Origin of the sequence: Dongia sp. (genome assembly GCF_041910485.1) — a bacterium.
Classification (GTDB): Bacteria; Pseudomonadota; Alphaproteobacteria; order Dongiales; family Dongiaceae; genus Dongia.
In genome coordinates this window covers 191,214-206,098 of the sequence record NZ_JAYRQR010000013.1, presented here as the reverse complement: position 1 = coordinate 206,098, position 14,885 = coordinate 191,214, and the positions used below count along the sequence as shown (strand labels likewise).

General features: G+C 64.3%; 17 protein-coding genes. 11 read left to right on the top strand and 6 right to left on the bottom strand.

Annotated elements, in window-relative coordinates; all coding sequences use genetic code 11:
• Positions 1-45: 45 nt before the first annotated feature.
• Genes ACE3PP_RS04160 through ACE3PP_RS04145 form a run of 4 tightly spaced genes read left to right on the top strand, consistent with a single transcriptional unit; the run spans position 46 to position 3,312 of the window.
• Positions 46-738: a pyrimidine 5'-nucleotidase gene (locus ACE3PP_RS04160; protein WP_374378209.1), complete on the top strand. Its 693-nt coding sequence runs from the start codon at positions 46-48 to the stop codon at positions 736-738.
• Complete coding sequence (dapD, locus tag ACE3PP_RS04155; protein WP_374378208.1) at positions 735-1,583, top strand: 2,3,4,5-tetrahydropyridine-2,6-dicarboxylate N-succinyltransferase; 849 nt, start codon at positions 735-737, stop codon at positions 1,581-1,583. Before ACE3PP_RS04160 ends, dapD begins: the two co-directional genes overlap by 4 nt.
• Positions 1,584-1,586: 3 nt before the next feature.
• Positions 1,587-2,735, top strand: a complete 1,149-nt coding sequence (dapE, locus tag ACE3PP_RS04150) for a succinyl-diaminopimelate desuccinylase (RefSeq protein WP_374378360.1) — start codon at positions 1,587-1,589, stop codon at positions 2,733-2,735.
• Positions 2,728-3,312: a hypothetical protein gene (locus tag ACE3PP_RS04145; protein ID WP_374378206.1), complete on the top strand. Its 585-nt coding sequence runs from the start codon at positions 2,728-2,730 to the stop codon at positions 3,310-3,312. The genes dapE and ACE3PP_RS04145 overlap by 8 nt, the downstream gene beginning before the upstream one ends.
• Before the next feature lie 11 nt (positions 3,313-3,323).
• Here ACE3PP_RS04145 and ACE3PP_RS04140 read toward each other — a convergent pair whose 3' ends face one another.
• The 6 genes from ACE3PP_RS04140 to fabD all read right to left on the bottom strand — a co-directional run bounded on the left by ACE3PP_RS04140 (position 3,324) and on the right by fabD (position 8,473).
• Positions 3,324-3,779: a hypothetical protein gene (locus tag ACE3PP_RS04140; RefSeq protein ID WP_374378204.1), complete on the bottom strand. Its 456-nt coding sequence runs from the start codon at positions 3,777-3,779 to the stop codon at positions 3,324-3,326.
• A complete protein-coding gene (mltG, locus tag ACE3PP_RS04135) occupies positions 3,779-4,780 on the bottom strand; it encodes an endolytic transglycosylase MltG (RefSeq protein ID WP_374378202.1) in 1,002 nt (333 codons plus the stop codon). The genes ACE3PP_RS04140 and mltG overlap by 1 nt, the downstream gene beginning before the upstream one ends.
• A 105-nt stretch (positions 4,781-4,885) precedes the next feature.
• Complete coding sequence (gene fabF, locus ACE3PP_RS04130; RefSeq protein WP_374378358.1) at positions 4,886-6,148, bottom strand: beta-ketoacyl-ACP synthase II; 1,263 nt, start codon at positions 6,146-6,148, stop codon at positions 4,886-4,888.
• Positions 6,149-6,330: 182 nt separating this feature from the next.
• Positions 6,331-6,567 carry an acyl carrier protein gene (locus ACE3PP_RS04125; protein WP_133613758.1) on the bottom strand — a complete coding sequence of 79 codons (237 nt, stop codon included), beginning with the start codon at positions 6,565-6,567 and terminating at the stop codon, positions 6,331-6,333.
• Between the two features lie 203 nt (positions 6,568-6,770).
• A complete protein-coding gene (gene fabG / locus ACE3PP_RS04120) occupies positions 6,771-7,508 on the bottom strand; it encodes a 3-oxoacyl-[acyl-carrier-protein] reductase (RefSeq protein ID WP_374378356.1) in 738 nt (245 codons plus the stop codon).
• Positions 7,509-7,525: 17 nt separating this feature from the next.
• Positions 7,526-8,473, bottom strand: a complete 948-nt coding sequence (gene fabD, locus ACE3PP_RS04115) for an ACP S-malonyltransferase (protein WP_374378200.1) — start codon at positions 8,471-8,473, stop codon at positions 7,526-7,528.
• Between the two features lie 216 nt (positions 8,474-8,689).
• Here fabD and ACE3PP_RS04110 point away from each other — a divergent pair, with 216 nt between their 5' ends.
• From ACE3PP_RS04110 to rplI, 7 genes are all read left to right on the top strand, one after another.
• Positions 8,690-9,154, top strand: a complete 465-nt coding sequence (locus ACE3PP_RS04110) for a DUF1348 family protein (RefSeq protein ID WP_374378198.1) — start codon at positions 8,690-8,692, stop codon at positions 9,152-9,154.
• A gap of 40 nt (positions 9,155-9,194) precedes the next feature.
• Complete coding sequence (locus ACE3PP_RS04105) at positions 9,195-9,539, top strand: GFA family protein (protein WP_374378196.1); 345 nt, start codon at positions 9,195-9,197, stop codon at positions 9,537-9,539.
• Between the two features lie 57 nt (positions 9,540-9,596).
• Complete coding sequence (locus ACE3PP_RS04100; RefSeq protein ID WP_374378194.1) at positions 9,597-10,637, top strand: YbhN family protein; 1,041 nt, start codon at positions 9,597-9,599, stop codon at positions 10,635-10,637.
• On the top strand, positions 10,634-13,159 hold the full coding sequence (gene mgtA, locus ACE3PP_RS04095) for a magnesium-translocating P-type ATPase (RefSeq protein ID WP_374378192.1): 2,526 nt from the start codon (positions 10,634-10,636) through the stop codon (positions 13,157-13,159). The genes ACE3PP_RS04100 and mgtA overlap by 4 nt, the downstream gene beginning before the upstream one ends.
• A 215-nt stretch (positions 13,160-13,374) precedes the next feature.
• Entirely contained in the window at positions 13,375-13,881 is a 507-nt protein-coding gene (gene rpsF, locus ACE3PP_RS04090; RefSeq protein WP_374378190.1) for a 30S ribosomal protein S6, read from the top strand.
• Positions 13,878-14,201: a 30S ribosomal protein S18 gene (rpsR, locus tag ACE3PP_RS04085; RefSeq protein ID WP_374378189.1), complete on the top strand. Its 324-nt coding sequence runs from the start codon at positions 13,878-13,880 to the stop codon at positions 14,199-14,201. The genes rpsF and rpsR overlap by 4 nt, the downstream gene beginning before the upstream one ends.
• Positions 14,202-14,214: 13 nt before the next feature.
• Positions 14,215-14,787 (top strand): 50S ribosomal protein L9, encoded by a 573-nt coding sequence (gene rplI / locus ACE3PP_RS04080; RefSeq protein ID WP_374378187.1) that lies wholly within the window; start codon positions 14,215-14,217, stop codon positions 14,785-14,787.
• The last annotated feature ends 98 nt before the right edge of the window (positions 14,788-14,885 follow it).

The window sequence follows — 14,885 nt, the reverse complement described above, 5'->3', positions numbered from 1 at the left end:
ACCGGCAAACGGGGCCGGCAGAGCACCGGATGGTCGAAGGGCGACATGTCGTTACAGGGGACAAAAGCGGTCGGTACCTGGATTTTCGACCTCGACAACACGCTATATCCTGCGTCCTGCCGCCTGTTCGACCAGGTTCAGGTCCGCATCCGGCAATATATCCAGGACAATCTGGGGCTGACCGAACCGGAGGCCCTGGCCCTGCAAAAGCGCTATTTCCAGGAACACATGACGACGCTCCGCGGCCTCATCGTCAATGACGGGATCGACCCGCACCATTTCCTGGATTTCGTCCACGACATCGATCTTTCCGGGCTCGATGCCAATCCGGCGCTCGATGCCGCCATCGCCGCCTTGCCGGGACGCAAGGTGATCTTCACCAACGGTTCGGTGCCGCATGCCGAGCGCGTCATGAAGAAGGTCGGCATCGGCCGCCATTTCGAAGCGATTTTCGACATCGTCGCCTCGGATTTTGTCCCGAAGCCGGATATCGGCGTCTACCGGCGCCTGTGCGAGACCCAACGGATCGATGCCGCCGCCGCCGTCATGATCGACGACATGCCACGGAACCTGGCGCCGGCCCATGAACTCGGCATGACCACCGTCCTGGTCAAGACCGATGACGAGTGGGCTGGACCGGCTGGTGATCCCACCTTTATCCATCACGTGACCGAGGATCTGGCGGGCTTTCTCGCCCCCTTCGGCACAGCGACCGCCAAGAAGGGGAATATTCAATGAGCAATATCGCCAACGTCATCGACGCCGCCTGGGAAAAGCGCGCGGAAGTCAGCGCCGCCACCAAGGGCGAAGTGCGCGATGCCGTCAATGAGGCCCTGGCCGACCTCGATTCCGGCAAGCGCCGTGTCGCCGAAAAGATCGACGGCAAGTGGCAGACCAACCAGTGGCTCAAGAAGGCCGTGCTCCTCTCCTTCCGCCTGAACGATTCCTATCTCGTCCCCGGCGGCGGTGATTTCCCGGGCGGCGATGCCGCCTGGTTCGACAAGGTCCCCTCGAAATTCGCCGGCTGGGACGAGGCGCGCTTCAAGGCGGCCGGCTTCCGCGCCGTGCCGGGCGCCGTCGTGCGTCAGAGCGCCTATGTGGCCCCCAGCGTCGTCGTGATGCCGAGCTTCATCAATGTCGGCGCCTATGTGGACAGCGGCACCATGGTCGATACCTGGGTGACGGTGGGCTCCTGCGCGCAGGTCGGGAAGAACTGCCATATCTCGGGCGGCGTTGGCCTTGGCGGCGTGCTGGAGCCCCTGCAGGCCGGCCCCGTCATCATTGAGGATGATTGCTTCGTCGGCGCCCGCTCGGAAGTGGTCGAAGGCGTCGTCGTGGAAACAGGCTCGGTCATCTCGATGGGTGTCTTCATCGGCGCCTCCACCAAGATCATCGATCGGACAACCGGCGAAGTGCATTACGGCCGGGTCCCCGCCTACTCCGTCGTGGTGCCGGGCTCGCTCCCGGGCAAGCCGCTCCCCGACGGGACACCCGGCCCCAGCCTCTATTGCGCGGTGATCATCAAGCGCGTCGATGAAAAGACCCGCTCGAAGACCTCGATCAACGACCTCTTGCGGGACTGAACGATCGTGGATCCCGTCAAGCTCGCGCAGGACCTCATCCGCCGTCCCTCGGTAACGCCCCGGGACGAAGGCGCCATCGGCGTGCTGGAAGAGGCGCTGAAGAGTGCCGGGTTCACCAATCATCGCCTCGCCTTCGCCGCTCCCGGCACGGCGGAGATCCAGAATCTCTACGCCGTGCGGAACGGCGACCGGCCGGGCCGCAACATCTGCTTTGCCGGCCATACCGATGTCGTGCCGGTGGGCCGGCCGGAAAGCTGGCAGGTCGATCCCTTCGCTGCCGCCATCACGGACGGCAAGCTTTACGGCCGCGGTGCCGCCGACATGAAAAGCGCCATCGCCGCCTTCGCGGCGGCGGCGGCGCGCTTCACCGCCAAGCGGCAGGGCAAGTTCGCCGGCGCCATCTCGCTTCTCATCACCGGGGACGAGGAAGGCCCGGCGGTCAACGGCACCAAGCCGGTGCTGGACTGGCTGGCCGAGAAGGGCGAGAAGCTCGATGCTTGCATCGTCGGCGAACCGACCAATCCGACGCGGCTTGGCGAAATGGCAAAGATCGGCCGGCGCGGCTCCTTCACCGGACGCCTCACCGTGCACGGCATCCAGGGCCATACCGCCTATCCGCATCTCGCTGACAACCCGATCCATCGCCTCAGCGCAATGATCGCGGCCCTGACCGAACCGCTCGACGATGGCTCGGCGCACTTCCCGGCGACGACCCTGCAATTCGCCACGGTCGATGTCGGCAACCCGGCCAACAATGTCATTCCAGCCGAAGCCAAGGCCGTCTTCAATTCGCGCTTCAACGATCTCCACACCGCCAAGAGTCTCGAAGCGGAAATCCGCCGTCGTCTCGATACGGTCGGTGGCCGCTACGATCTTGTCTGCGAATGCTCGGGCGAATCTTTCCTGACGCCGCCGGGGCCCCTTTCCGAACTTCTCGTGGGGGCGGTCCAGGCGGAGACGGGCCTCACCCCCGAACTCTCCACCACCGGCGGCACCTCGGACGCGCGTTTCATCAAGAATTACTGCCCGGTGATCGAGTTCGGCCTGGCCGGTGCCACCATGCACAAGGTGGATGAGCATGTGCCGGTCGCCGATATCGAAGCCCTGAGCCGCATCTACGAACGCGTCCTTGACGCTTTTTTTGATGCTTAGCGGGGGCGAAATCCGCGCGGCTTTCACCGGCCTGGCCCTGCTGCTGCGCTTCGATGCGCATTTCGTCAATTGGTTTGACCGGTCGGCTGCAGGTGCGCGGCGCTCGTTCCGACTGATGCTGCCGCTCCTCCCCATCACGCTCGTCCGCATCTTCATGTGGTATGACGCCGACCCCAGCACCAGCGCGTTCGAGGTCGGCATCAGCATCGCGACCTTCTATGTGTTGAGCAGGATCAGCTTCCCCCTGCTCCTCATCGTCATCGGGCGCGCGCTGGAGCGGGAAGGACAGGCGATCGCCGCCCTCAGTTCCTACAACTGGTTCGGCTTCTCGCTGTCGGTGCTGGGCTTCGTCGTCGGCCTCTTCGGCCTTTTCGGGCCGCTCGCCGGTCCGGCCGATATCGCGATCACCGTCATCATCATCGTCTCGCTCGTCTACGAGGCGTTCCTGCTCAATACCGCGCTCGGTATCGGCTATTTCGGTGCCGGCCTGCTGGCGGTCGTCGACTACATCATTGGGCAGAGCCTGTTCATCGCCCTGCTGATCTATCCTGCCATCATCGTGCCGCAGGCCATCTGACGGGCGGCGCGTCAGCAATCGTGCGGCAGGGTGAGGCTCTGGCTCTTCATGTCGATGCCGAAGCTGCATTCGAACGGGCTTTCCGCCGGCGAGCCGTCGCCGTTGGCGCCGTAGCAGACGATGCCGTTGCCGAATTTGGAAAGGCGCCCAACGCACTCATCCTCGACCGGTTCCATCGGGAAGGCGTTCCACATTTTCTCGGCCGCCTTGCCGGTGACGAAGAAGACGGCGATATCCTTGGGCGCCCCTTCGGCAGCATCGAGCGGCGCCAGCATGTCGAATTCGCCTTCGAGCGGCAGGCTGGACTGCTCCTGGGCCACCGCCGGCACATGGTCGAAGGGACCGAAGAAAGCAACGCCGGCGGCCAGCGCCGCGACGACGCCCAGATAGAGCGCGCATTGCTTGCCGACATTCATCACCGGCTCCATGCGGTTTGCGGCAGGATTCTGATCGGGGCTGGTCGACATCAATTGGCCTGCTTGTTCTGTTTCTGGATCTTGCGCCACTTGGCGACATTCTTGTTGTGGCCGTCGAGCGTCTCGGCAAAGGCATGCCCGCCGGTCCCGTCGGCCACGAAATAGAGGTCCTTGGTCTTGGCCGGGTGCAGCACGGCTTTGAGGGCCGCCTCGCCCGGATTGGCGATCGGCGCGGGCGGCAGGCCGGCGACGACATAGGTGTTGTAGGGGCTTTCGAGCTTCAGATCCGCATAGGTGAGGTCGCGCCCGAGCGGCGCCTTGCCCAAGGTCACGGCATAAATGACGGTGGGGTCGGATTGCAGCGACATGCCTTTCTTGAGGCGATTGTGGAAGACGGCAGCGACGCGCGCGCGCTCGTCCTTGAGGCCGGTTTCTTTCTCGACGATCGAGGCGAGAATCACGGCATCTTCTGGCGTCTCCAGGCCGATCTCGGTATCGCGCTTGGCCCAGAGGTTCGCCAGCGTCTCGACCATGTTGGCCTTCATGCGCTCGACCAGCGCCCCGCGACTGTCGCCGCGCACGAAGAAATAGGTTTCCGGCAACAGCGTGCCTTCCGCCGGCGGCGGCGGCAGCGGCCCGTCGAGCAGCGGCGATTGCTGGAGCACGTCGAAGATTTCGCGCACCGTCCAGCCTTCGGCAAAGGTGATGCGGTGCAGCACCGACTTTCCTTCGATCAGCACCTGCATGGCGCCGCGCGGGGAAGCCGCGGTCGGAAAGCGGAACTCGCCGGCATGCAGCGGCTGGTCGTCCGAGAAGAATTTGACGCCGATCTTGAAGACCAGCGGGTTGTCGATGACGCCTTCCTTGACCAGCAGGTCGGCGATGGCGCCAACGCCGCTCCCTTTCGGGATCACCAGCACCTTTTCGTCACGCAATGGCCCATTGCCGTTGAAGCTGTTCCAGAACCAGGCGGTGGCGCCACCGCCCACCAGCAGGATGAGGAACAGCACGCCGCCGACGATCTCAGCCAGCGTCTTGCCGCTCAAGGTCATGACAGCACCGAGACGAGGATGATGATCAGCGCCACCATCGGTGCCAGCATGGGAAGGTGCGTCGACATAGGGGGGCGACCGGCCGGTCCGCGACCCGCGCCCGCCTCAGTTCACGCCCGTGAAGATGACGCTGGCATTGGTGCCGCCAAAGCCGAACGAGTTCGACAAAGCGGTGCGGATCTTGCGCTGGCGTGCCTGCTTGGGCGCCAGATCGATATCGCAGCCTTCCGACGGGTTGTTGAGGTTGAGCGTCGGCGGCGCCACCTGATCGCGGATGGAGAGGACCGAGAAGATCCCCTCGACCGCACCGGCCGCACCCAGCAAATGGCCGGTCGCCGACTTGGTCGACGACATGGTGAGCTTGTAGGCCGCATCGCCGAAGAGGCGCTTCACCGCACCCAGCTCGATCTCGTCGCCCAAGGGCGTCGAGGTGCCGTGCGCGTTGATATAGTCGATGTCTTCCGGGTTCATCTTGGCGCGCTTCAGCGCGGCCTGCATGGCGCGGAAGCCGCCATTACCGTCTTCCGACGGCGCCGTGATGTGATAGGCGTCGCCCGAAAGGCCATAGCCCACCACTTCGGCATAGATCTTGGCGCCGCGCTTCTTGGCGTGCTCGTATTCTTCCAGCACCATCATGCCGGCGCCTTCGCCCATGACGAAGCCGTCGCGATCCTTGTCCCAGGGGCGCGAGGCCTCGGTCGGCGTGTCATTGAACGAGGTCGACATGGCGCGCGCCGCGCAGAAGCCGGCATAGCCGATGCGCCCGATCGTGGCTTCGGCACCGCCCGCCACCATCACATCGGCATCGTCGAGCGCGATCATGCGCGCCGCGTCGCCAATGGCATGGGTGCCGGTGGCGCAGGCGGTGACGACGGAATGATTGGGGCCACGGAAACCGTATTTGATCGAGACGTGGCCTGAGACCAGGTTGATGAGGCACGAGGGCACGAAGAAGGGCGAGACGCGGCGCGGGCCCTTTTCCTTGAGGATGAGCGCCGTGTCGTAGATGCCATTGAGGCCACCGATGCCGGAACCGATGAGGACACCGGTACGATCGAGCGATTCCTGGTCAGTGGGCGCCCAGCCGCTGTCCGCGACCGCTTCGGTCGCCGCGGCGATGCCCATGACGATGAAGGGCTCCATCTTCTTCTGGTCCTTCGACGACACATATTCGTCCGGGTTGTAATTGCCCGAAGCCTTGTCGCCGAGCGGCACCTGGCCGCCGATCTTGCAGGGGAGGTCGGAAACATCGAAGGCCTGGATGCCGCTGATGCCGGATTCGGCATTCAGCAGCCGTTTCCAGACATGATCCACACCCACACCCAGGGGCGACACGATACCCATACCGGTGACGACCACGCGACGCATGATGTCCTCGCTCACTCTCTTCCAGTTACTTTATTGCCACCGGCCGGCGCGATGACGCCCAAAACCCGGCGGCCCACAAATCGTTTGGGCCCCGAAACCGGGGCCCGCACGGAAATTCCTGCACTTCCCGGCCGAAGAATCCGATCACGTTGCGGATCGAGCCCATCGGCCGGCAAGGGATATCAGGCAGACTTCGACTTGATGTAGTCGATGGCGTCCTTCACGGTCAGGATCTTCTCGGCCGCATCGTCCGGAATCTCGCAACCGAATTCTTCTTCGAACGCCATCACGAGTTCGACGGTATCAAGGCTGTCCGCGCCCAGATCGTCGATGAAGTTGGCACCTTCCGTGACCTTGGCTTCTTCAACGCCCAGGTGCTCAATGACGATCTTCTTCACGCGCTCAGCAACGTCGCTCATCTCATGTCTTCCCTTGTTTGAGCCGGCCCTTAATCCAGGCCGACGGTCCTTGCGATTGTTAACCGAATTTGCCACCCGAATATTGGTTCCGTCCCACTATTTCGGATGAATCAGAGGCTGTTGTCAGGCGGTCACTTAACACAACTCAGCCAGCCTTGACCAGTAGCCCCGGCACGACCCTGCCGGATCGCGTAAAAATGTAATCAGATCATAGCCATACCGCCATTCACATGGAGCGTCTGGCCCGTGACGTAGGCGGCTTCGTCGCTGGCCAAATAGACCACGGCGGCAGCGATCTCGCCCGACTGGCCCAGACGACCGGCGGGAACCTTGGGCAGGATCACGTTGCGCTGCTCGTCGGTCAAGGCATCCGTCATCGCCGTTTCGATGAAACCGGGGGCCACGCAATTGACCGTGATCGCGCGCGATGCCAGTTCCTGCGCCAGCGCCTTCGACATGCCGATCATGCCGGCCTTGGCGGCGGCGTAATTGGCTTGGCCGGGATTGCCGGTAACGCCGACGATCGAAGTGATGCCGATGATGCGGCCGAAGCGGCGCTTCATCATCCCGCGCATGGCGGCACGGGCCAGGCGGAAACCGGCCGTCAGATTGACGTCGATCACCTTCTGCCACTCTTCGTCCTTCATGCGCATGGCGATGTTGTCGCGCGTCAGGCCCGCATTGTTGACCAGGATGTCGACCTTGCCCATCGCACCTTCCGCATCCTTCATCAGCGCGTCGGTCGCGGCCGGATCGCCAAGGTCGGCGACGAAGACATGAACCCGGTCCTTGAGCTCGGCAGCGAGGGTGTCGAGCGCCTCGCGCCGCGTGCCGGTGAGGCCCACGGTTGCACCCTGCGCGTGCAGCGCCTTGGCGATGGCGCCGCCGATGCCGCCAGAGGCACCCGTGACGAGCGCGGTCTTGCCGGTTAAGTCGAACATCATGGCTTTCTGTTCCTTCAGACGAGAATCTTGAGGGCGGCTTCGATATCGGCCGGCTGGCCCACCGATTGGGCCTCGATTTCCTTGTCGATGCGCTTCACCAGGCCGGAAAGAACCTTGCCGGCGCCCAGTTCGAAGACATGGCTCACGTTGAGACTCTTCATCGTCTGGACACTTTCGCGCCAGCGCACCGTGCCGGTCACCTGCTCGACCAGCAGCTTCCTGATCGTGGCGGGATCGGAAACAGGCTGCGCCGTCACATTGGCGATGACGGGGACGACCGGCATCTTGATGTCGGTCTTGGCGAGTGCTTCCGCCATTGCATCCGCCGCAGGCTGCATCAGCGGGCAATGGAAGGGGGCGGAGACCGGCAGCATCACCGACCGCTTGGCGCCGGCTTCAAGCGCCAGGGCGCCCGCGCGCTCGACCGCCGCCTTGGCGCCGGAGACGACGACTTGCGAGGGATCATTGTCATTGGCGACGGCGCAGACCAGCTTGGTTTCCTCGGCTGCTTGGCTCGCCACCTTCTGCGCGCGTTCGAGATCGAAATTGAGGAGCGCCGCCATGGCACCCTCGCCCACCGGCACGGCCTTTTGCATCGCCTGCCCGCGCAGCTTCAGAAGGCGCGCGGTATCGGCCAGAGAGAATGCACCGGCAGCGGCCAGCGCCGAATATTCACCCAGGGAGTGACCGGCCACGAAATTGGCCTTGTCGGCCAGGCGGAACTTCCCTTCCGCTTCCAGCACCTTGAGGACGGCGATGGAAACCGCCATCAGGGCCGGCTGGGCATTCTCGGTCAGGGTCAGATCGCCTTCCGGCCCCTCGAACATCAGCTGCGAGAGCTTCTGCCCCAGCGCGTCATCGACTTCCTCGAACACGTGGCGGGCCGGACCGAACGCCTCAGCCAGGGCCTTGCCCATGCCGACGGCCTGCGAACCCTGGCCGGGGAAAACGAAAGCGCGCATCGAAAAACCTCCCGATATTGGCATGCCCATAACCTGCCCGGGGGGCTTAGACCCCAGATGGCGCCGCCAAGTCAAGGGCGGGCAGGATGCCGTGATTGGCGCCGCAAATCATGAAATTAACATCTTCTATTGGCCCTTTTTGGTCCATTCTCCTAGCTGTGAGCGACCCGTTTTCGCCCCCTTTCCCCATCCGCAACCCGGGAGACCGATATGGAAATGAGCCGCCCCCCACTGCCCCCCTTCACCGCCGAGACCGCCGCCCAGAAGGCGCGCATGGCCGAGGATGCCTGGAACAGCCGCGATCCCGAACGCGTCTCGCTCGCCTACACACCGGACAGCCAATGGCGCAACCGGGCCGAATTCCCGAGGGGCCGGGCCGAGATCGCTGCCTTTCTCACCCGCAAATGGGCGCGTGAGCTTGAGTACCGCCTGATCAAGGAAGTTTGGGCCTTTACCGGCAACCGCATCGCCGTGCGCTTTGCCTATGAATGGCACGACGATTCCGGCCAATGGTACCGTTCCTATGGCAACGAGAATTGGGAATTCGACGAGAACGGCCTGATGGCCCAGCGCCATGCCAGCATCAACGACAAGCCGATCGCGGCCGCCGAGCGGAAATTTCACTGGCCATTGGGCCGTCGGCCGGACGATCATCCGGGCTTGAGCGCGCTGGGCCTCTGACGGCTGGGCCCTTCGCGAAGCACCTCAAGCGGAGGGTAGGATGCAGAAGGGCAGTTGCCATTGCGGCCAGATCCGGTTCGAAGTCGAAGGAACCTATGGCGACGTCATCGAATGCAACTGCTCGCACTGCCAGCGGAAAGGCTATCTGCTGTGGTTCGTGCCGCGTGAAAACCTGCGCCTGGCCTCGCCGGAACTTCGCACCACGATCTACCAGTTCAACAAGCATGTGATCGACCATCATTTCTGCCCCACCTGCGGCTGCGCGCCCTTCGGTTTCGGCAAGGGACCGGATGGGGCGGCGATGGCGGCGATCAATGTGCGCTGCCTCGACGGCATCGATCTCGGCAGCCTGAAGCGCATTCCCTATGACGGGCGCAGTGCCTGAGGGGTGTGGCAACCTTGACCCTGGCCTTTTGCGGACGACCTGGTTGATTCTGAGAGAATGACGGATCGCACCAGGGATATCGGCGGCATCGGCAGCTGGCGGCTGGGCCTGTCCTGGCTGTCTGGCCTGTTCATCCTGGCCGCCGTGGTGCTGGTGGCGACCCGCTTCACCGAGCTTGAACATTTCGCAGCACTCTTGCGCGAGGCCCAGCCGGTCTGGCTCCTCCTCGCCTTCGTCCTGCAATGCCTCACCTATTTTTCGGCCGCCGCCGTCTGGCACGGGGCGCTCCGCGACATGGGAAGCGGGCGGCGCTTCTGGTCGCTGGTGCCCCTCGGTCTTGCCAAGCTCTTCACCGACCAGGCGTTGCCCACCGGCGGCATCGGCGGCACGCTGCTAGTGGTGAGTGCCCTTGAAAAACGCGGCATCGCCAGCGGCATCGCGATGGCGGCGCTCCTCATCGGCATGGTCTCCTTCTATATCGCTTATGTCCTGGCCGTTCTGGCGGCGCTCTTCCTCCTTTATCGCGGCGGCTGGCTTGATGCCCTGATGGTGGGTGCCGCCGCCATCTTTCTCGCCGTCGCAATCGCCATTCCCGTCATCGTCCTGCTGCTGCGGCGCTGGTCGACGCGCAATCATCTGAAATCAGCCGACAGCGGCTTGGCGCGCGGCCTCTACCGGGTGCCGGGCGTTGCGACCCTGCTGCAGGCGCTGGCCGACGCGCCGGCCAATCTCATGCGCCGCCCCTTGCCCTTCATCCGCGCAAGCCTGTTCCAGGCCAGCGTCTTCCTGCTCGATGCCGCCACCTTGTGGGCGATGCTGCAGGCGGTGGGAACGCCGGTACCGGCCACCATCGCTTTCGCGGCGTTCATGATGGCCTCGCTTGCCGCCACCATCGGCCCGATGCCGCTGGGCCTCGGCACGTTCGAGGCGGTCAGCGTCACCATGCTGCACCTCCAGGGGATCTCGGTCGAAGCGGCCCTCACCGCGACGCTGCTCTTGCGCGGTTTCACCTTCTGGCTGCCGATGCTGCCCGGCCTCATCATCGCGCGGCGTGAATTGCGCCGCCGCCCCACCCATAAGAAGAAAGCACGCGCATGAGTGAGAAGGCATTTTGGACCCTGGCGCAGGATGCCGCCTTTGCCGCGCTGGGCTCGCAAGCGACCGGTCTTTCAACCGACGAAGCAAAAGTGCGGCGGCGGCGGATCGGCCCCAATTCGGTCGAAAGCGCCACCCGGATCGGCCCCTTGCAGCTGTTCCTGCGCCAGATCGCGAGCCCGCTCGTCATCATCCTGCTGTTTGGGGCCGGCGTCTCGGCGCTCCTCCGGGATTTCGTCGATGCGGGGATCATCCTCGCCATCGTGCTCGTCAGCACGCTGCTCGGCTTCTATCAGGAGTATCGCGCGGGGGCTGCGGTCGAGGAATTGAAGCGCCATCTCGCCCTGAAGGCCAAGGTGTGGCGCGACGGGGTGCCGGTCCCATTGCCGGCCAGCGACATCGTCCCCGGCGACATCATCGAGCTTTCCGCCGGCAATCTCATCCCCGCCGACGGCCTCATTCTCGCCGCCAATGATTTCATGGTGAGCGAGGCGAGCCTCACCGGCGAATCCTTCCCCGTCGAGAAGCGGCCGGGGCAAGCCGCCGAAACGGCCGCCCTTTCCGAACGCAACAACGCGGTCTTCCTCGGCACCTCGGTCCGCAGCGGCACCGCCCGCGTGCTGGTCGCCGAAACCGGGAGCCGCACCGCCTTCGGCGCCATCGCCGGGCGCTTGAAGGCGCGGGCGCCGGAAACCGAGTTCCAGCGCGGCATCCGCCAGTTCGGTTATCTGCTTATCCGCGTGATGATCGTCATCGTGCTCTTCGTCCTCACCGTCAATCTGCTGCTCGGCCGCCCGATCGTCGAATCGCTGCTCTTTGCCGTGGCGCTCGCCGTGGGCCTTTCGCCGGAACTCCTCCCCGCCATCGTCAGCGTGACCCTCTCGCGCGGCGCCCGCCTGATGGCGCGCCAAGGCGTCATCGTCCGCCGGCTGGAGGCGATCGAAAATCTGGGCAGCATGGACGTGCTCTGCACCGACAAGACCGGGACGCTCACCGCCGGCATCGTCACCCTCGACGCAGCGGTCGATCCCACCGGGCAACCGTCGGCCGCGATGCTGCAGGCCGCCTATCTCAATGCGGCCCTCGAAACCGGCATCGAGAACGCGCTCGACGGGGCCATCATGGCAGCGGGCGAGAAAGCGGGCCTTGCCGCCAATGCGCAGAAGATCGACGAGATCCCCTACGATTTCATCCGCAAGCGCCTCACCATCGTCGTCAAGGGCGACGCCGGGCGCCATCGCATCATCACCAAGGGTGCCTTCGCCCAGATCCTCGAAGTCTGCACCGCGATCGACCTGCCGGAGGGCCGCGTCGCACTCGACGAGACGCACCGTCAGTCGCTCGAAGCCTATTTCGCGGCGAAGAGCCAGGAAGGTTTCCGCGTCCTCGCCCTCTCCCAGCGCGATGTGGATGCCAAGATGGGCTATGACCATGCGGACGAGGCTGACATGGTCTTTGCGGGCTTCCTCCTGTTCTTCGATCCGGCCAAGCCCGATGCGGCGGCAACACTCACCGAACTTGCCCGCCTCGGCATCCGCACCAAGATCATCAGCGGCGACAATCGCTATGTGACCGCGCATCTTGCCGCCAGCGTGGGCCTCCGGCCCGAGGCAATCCTGACCGGGCCGGATATCGCCGACATGCGCGAGGAAGCGCTCTTCCACCTTGCCCCGCAGACGGACCTTTTCGTCGAGGTCGACCCGCAGCAGAAGGAACGCATCGTCCGCGCCCTGCAGAAAAGCGGGCATGCGGTGGGCTATCTGGGCGACGGCATCAACGATGCGCCGGCGCTGCATGCGGCCGATGTCGGCATCTCGGTCCACGAGGCGGTCGATGTGGCGCGCGAGAGTGCCGACATCATTCTCCTCGAACGCGATCTCGGCGTCTTGAAGCGCGGTGTCGAGAACGGTCGCCGCGCCTTTGCCAACACGCTGAAATATATCTCGATCACGACCAGCGCCAATTTCGGCAACATGATCAGCATGGCGGTGGCGACACCGCTTCTCCCCTTCCTGCCATTGGCCGCCAAGCAGATCCTGCTCAACAATTTCCTCTCCGACCTGCCGTCGCTCGCCATCGCCACCGACAATGTCGACGCCCAGCATATGGAGAAGGCGCAGCGCTGGCGGATCGCCGATGTGCAGCGTTTCATGGTGGCCTTCGGCCTCATCAGCTCGGTCTTCGACCTCATCACCTTTGCCGTGCTGATCTGGGGCCTCAAAGCGAACGAGCCGCTTTTCCAGACGGTCTGGTTCGCCATCTCGCTTCTGACCGAACTCGCCGTCGTGCTGGTGCTCCGCACCAGGGGGCCGGCCTGGGCGAGCCGCCCCTCCGCCCTCCTCTTCTGGATGACGTTGGCGGTCTCCGGATTGGCCCTTTTTTCGCCCTTCCTGGGTCCCGTTTCGACCCTTTTCGGCTTCGTCCCGCCGAGCCTGGGCGAACTCGCCTTCATCCTGGCCGTCGTGGCGGCCTATGTGGGGGCGACCGAGATCGCCAAGCGCTGGGTATTCAGGCCTAGGGTTTGAGGGCCCCCAACTTGCAATTCCCGTGGGCCTGTGTATAACCCGCCGGTCCATAGCCCTGCCGACCCTTCGCCTCCCCTTGGGGAGCCACCCGCTGACGGTGTGAGAGGATCGGCTAGGCCCGTGAAATGATTGGGTTTTCCAACCATCTCAGCTGATGCGTTGCCGATCCCCGGCAGACCAGCAGCGGGCCAGCAAGAGCCAAAGGGAGTGTCTTAATGCCGTTCTACGAGAACGTCTTTATTGCGCGCCAGGACGTCACTGCCCAGCAGGTCGACGCCTTGGCCGAACTCTTCACCGGCATCGTGACCGCGCAAGGCGGCCAGGTGCTGAAGAAGGAATATTGGGGCCTCAAGGGTCTCAGCTACCGCATCAACAAGAACCGCAAGGGCCACTATGTTCTCCTGAACATCGAAGCCCCGGCCGGTGCCATCGCCGAAGTGGAGCGCAACATGCGCATCCATGAAGACGTGCTGCGTTACCTCACCGTCCGCGTCGACGAACTGGAAGCCGGCCCCAGCGCCATGCTGCAGTCCAAGGGCCGCGACCGTGAAGGCCGTGGCGAGCGCGAAGGCGGCCGTGAAGGTGGCCGCGGCTTCGGTGGCCGCGATCGTGACGACCGGCTGCGTCCGGGCCGCGATGGGGGCCGTGAAGGTGGTTTTGGCGGTCGTGACCGTGGCGAACGCCCGGCCGCTTCTGCCGAAGGTGAAGGAGACCGGGCATGAGCGAATTCGAACGTGGTCCCCGTGAGGGTGGTCGCGGCGGCGAAGGCCGTGGCGAGGGTCGGGGCGAAGGCCGTCCGGCCGGTGGCGCCGGCGGTGGCCGTCGTCCGTTCTTCCGTCGCCGCAAATCGTGCCCCTTCTCGGGCCCGAACGCGCCGAAGATCGACTACAAGGATGTGAAGCTGCTTGGCCGCTTCATCTCCGAACGCGGCAAGATCGTGCCGAGCCGCATCACCGCGGTCAGCACCAAGAAGCAGCGCGTCCTCGCCCAGGCGATCAAGCGCGCCCGCTTCCTGGGCCTGCTGCCCTACGTGTTGAAGTAAGGAGTACTTCACCATGGAAATCATTCTGCTCCAGCGCGTCGAAAAGCTTGGTCACATCGGCGATGTGGTGAATGTGAAGCCGGGCTTCGCCCGCAACTTCCTTCTGCCGCAGAAGAAGGCGCTCCGCGCCACCGAAGAGAACAAGAAGCGTTTCGAGACGCAGCGCGCCCAGATCGAAGCCAACAATCTGAAGGCCAAGGAAGAGGCCCAGAAGATCGCGACGAAGGTCGACGGTCTGAAGATCGTCCTCATCCGTCAGGCGTCGGAAACCGGCATCCTGTTCGGTTCGGTTTCGGGTCGTGATGTCGCCGAAGGCGTCACCAAGGCCGGCTTCACCGTCGACCGCCGCCAGGTGGTCCTCGACAAGCCGATCAAGACGCTGGGTCTCCACCCGGTCCGCGTCGCCCTGCACCCGGAAGTCGTCGTCTCGGTGACGGCGAACGTCGCCAAGTCGGAAGACGAAGCGGCGATCCAGGAGAAGGCCGGCGGCTTCGTCGCCAAGACCGACGATGACGAGACGCCCGATCTCGACAAGCTCCTCGCCGAGGCCGCGGAAGCGACCGACGAGGCGAAGTCGGAAGAGTAATCGCTCGACATTTTCGAGTGATCGAAGCGGCCGCCCCTCACCGGGCGGCCGTTTTGCTTTTGGAGAGATTCTTTGTGTATGTTCCTGTTTTGTTCTTG

What these genes read in the sequence shown, in the direction of transcription:
- ACE3PP_RS04145 (WP_374378206.1), top strand. Translation starts at nt 2,728, where the DNA reads ATGCTTAGCGGGGGCGAAATCCGCGCGGCTTTCACCGGCCTGGCCCTG.
- rplI (WP_374378187.1), top strand. Translation starts at nt 14,215, where the DNA reads ATGGAAATCATTCTGCTCCAGCGCGTCGAAAAGCTTGGTCACATCGGC.
- rpsF (WP_374378190.1), top strand. Translation starts at nt 13,375, where the DNA reads ATGCCGTTCTACGAGAACGTCTTTATTGCGCGCCAGGACGTCACTGCC.
- dapD (WP_374378208.1), top strand. Translation starts at nt 735, where the DNA reads ATGAGCAATATCGCCAACGTCATCGACGCCGCCTGGGAAAAGCGCGCG.
- ACE3PP_RS04100 (WP_374378194.1), top strand. Translation starts at nt 9,597, where the DNA reads ATGACGGATCGCACCAGGGATATCGGCGGCATCGGCAGCTGGCGGCTG.
- mltG (WP_374378202.1), bottom strand. Translation starts at nt 4,780, where the DNA reads ATGACCTTGAGCGGCAAGACGCTGGCTGAGATCGTCGGCGGCGTGCTG.
- rpsR (WP_374378189.1), top strand. Translation starts at nt 13,878, where the DNA reads ATGAGCGAATTCGAACGTGGTCCCCGTGAGGGTGGTCGCGGCGGCGAA.
- ACE3PP_RS04140 (WP_374378204.1), bottom strand. Translation starts at nt 3,779, where the DNA reads ATGTCGACCAGCCCCGATCAGAATCCTGCCGCAAACCGCATGGAGCCG.
- ACE3PP_RS04160 (WP_374378209.1), top strand. Translation starts at nt 46, where the DNA reads ATGTCGTTACAGGGGACAAAAGCGGTCGGTACCTGGATTTTCGACCTC.
- ACE3PP_RS04125 (WP_133613758.1), bottom strand. Translation starts at nt 6,567, where the DNA reads ATGAGCGACGTTGCTGAGCGCGTGAAGAAGATCGTCATTGAGCACCTG.
- fabD (WP_374378200.1), bottom strand. Translation starts at nt 8,473, where the DNA reads ATGCGCGCTTTCGTTTTCCCCGGCCAGGGTTCGCAGGCCGTCGGCATG.
- ACE3PP_RS04105 (WP_374378196.1), top strand. Translation starts at nt 9,195, where the DNA reads ATGCAGAAGGGCAGTTGCCATTGCGGCCAGATCCGGTTCGAAGTCGAA.
- fabG (WP_374378356.1), bottom strand. Translation starts at nt 7,508, where the DNA reads ATGTTCGACTTAACCGGCAAGACCGCGCTCGTCACGGGTGCCTCTGGC.
- mgtA (WP_374378192.1), top strand. Translation starts at nt 10,634, where the DNA reads ATGAGTGAGAAGGCATTTTGGACCCTGGCGCAGGATGCCGCCTTTGCC.
- ACE3PP_RS04110 (WP_374378198.1), top strand. Translation starts at nt 8,690, where the DNA reads ATGAGCCGCCCCCCACTGCCCCCCTTCACCGCCGAGACCGCCGCCCAG.
- fabF (WP_374378358.1), bottom strand. Translation starts at nt 6,148, where the DNA reads ATGCGTCGCGTGGTCGTCACCGGTATGGGTATCGTGTCGCCCCTGGGT.